Here is a 1,271-nt window from a genome sequence, read left to right on the forward strand (position 1 = left end):
TGTTTAGACCGGACAGATCACGGACAGGTGTTCGGGGACATAGCTGACACATCACAATTGGCTGGATTGGTCGATTCGGGAGGCCGTCCATGCCGTGGAGCGAGGTGTCAGTGATGGATCAGCGACGAGAGTTTGTGCGGCTTGCCCTGCAGGAAGGAGCTAATCGGCGAGAGCTGTGCCGGCGATTCGGGATCAGTCCTGATGTCGGCTACAAGTGGCTGAGGCGGTGGCAGGCCGGCGATCGTGAGCTGGCCAACCAGTCGCGTCGACCGAAGACGATGCCCAAGCGCAGTGCGACCGCGCTGGAGGCGCAGGTGGTGGCGGTCCGCGACAGGCATCCGGCCTGGGGGGCGCGCAAGATCGCCCATTGCCTGAGGCGAGACGGCCAGGCTGTGCCGGTGGTTTCCACGGTGCATCGGATCCTGTGCCGGCACGAGCGGATCAGACCGAGTGAGAAGGCGCCGCCCAGTCCGCCAGGCCATCGCTTTGAGAAGGAGGCGCCCAATCAGTTGTGGCAGATGGACTTCAAGGGCCACATGCCTCTCGGCAACGGGACGCGATGCCATCCGCTGACCATGGTGGACGATCACTCGCGCTATGCTCTGTGCCTGAAGGCATGTGGCAATGAGCGGCGCCGCAACGTGCAGAAGCATCTGACCGATACCTTTCGCTGCTATGGCCTGCCGGACGCCTTCTACATCGACAACGGCTCGCCCTGGGGCGATACGTCCGGCGCTCGCTGGACCGCGCTGAAGGTCTGGCTGCTCAAGCTCGGCATCCACGTGGTCCACGCCAGGCCGTGTCACCCGCAGGGCCGCGGCAAGAACGAGCGCTTCCATCGCAGCTTGAACGCGGAAGTGTTTGCCCTGCGCTCGTTCCGCACTTTGTCGGAAGTCCAGCGTGCTCTGGATAGCTGGCGCACGCTCTACAACTTGGAGCGCCCTCACGAGGGGCTCGGCATGGCCGTCCCAGCCGACCGCTACCGGCCAAGTTCTCGCGCCATGCCGAACCGGATTCCGAAGGTCGAATACGATGCCGGAGAAATCCTTCGCACCGTCTCCTCGACACGGAGCTACGTTGCCTTCCAGGGGCAGATGTGGAAAGTCCCGCAAGCCTTCTGCGGCGAGCGCCTTGCGATCAGACCGCTCGATCGCGACGGCAACTACGGAATCTTCTTCGCCAGCTGGCAGGTCGCATCAATCGACTTGACCAATGGCGGACCTGTCAGTGATGTGTCGGAACAGGTGTCAGCAATGTCTCCGGTCTAAACA

The 1,271-nt window shown here is 63.0% G+C and carries 1 protein-coding gene; it reads left to right on the forward strand.

Features of this window, described 5'->3' with window-relative positions; genetic code table 11:
- Nucleotides 1-89 precede the first annotated feature (89 nt).
- Entirely contained in the window at nt 90-1,268 is a 1,179-nt protein-coding gene (locus FBZ93_RS40390) for an IS481 family transposase (protein WP_146993231.1), read from the forward strand.
- Nucleotides 1,269-1,271: the final 3 nt, after the last annotated feature.

It is taken from the genome of Bradyrhizobium macuxiense (assembly GCF_007993935.1).
In the GTDB taxonomy this organism is placed as follows: Bacteria; Pseudomonadota; Alphaproteobacteria; order Rhizobiales; family Xanthobacteraceae; genus Bradyrhizobium; species Bradyrhizobium macuxiense_A.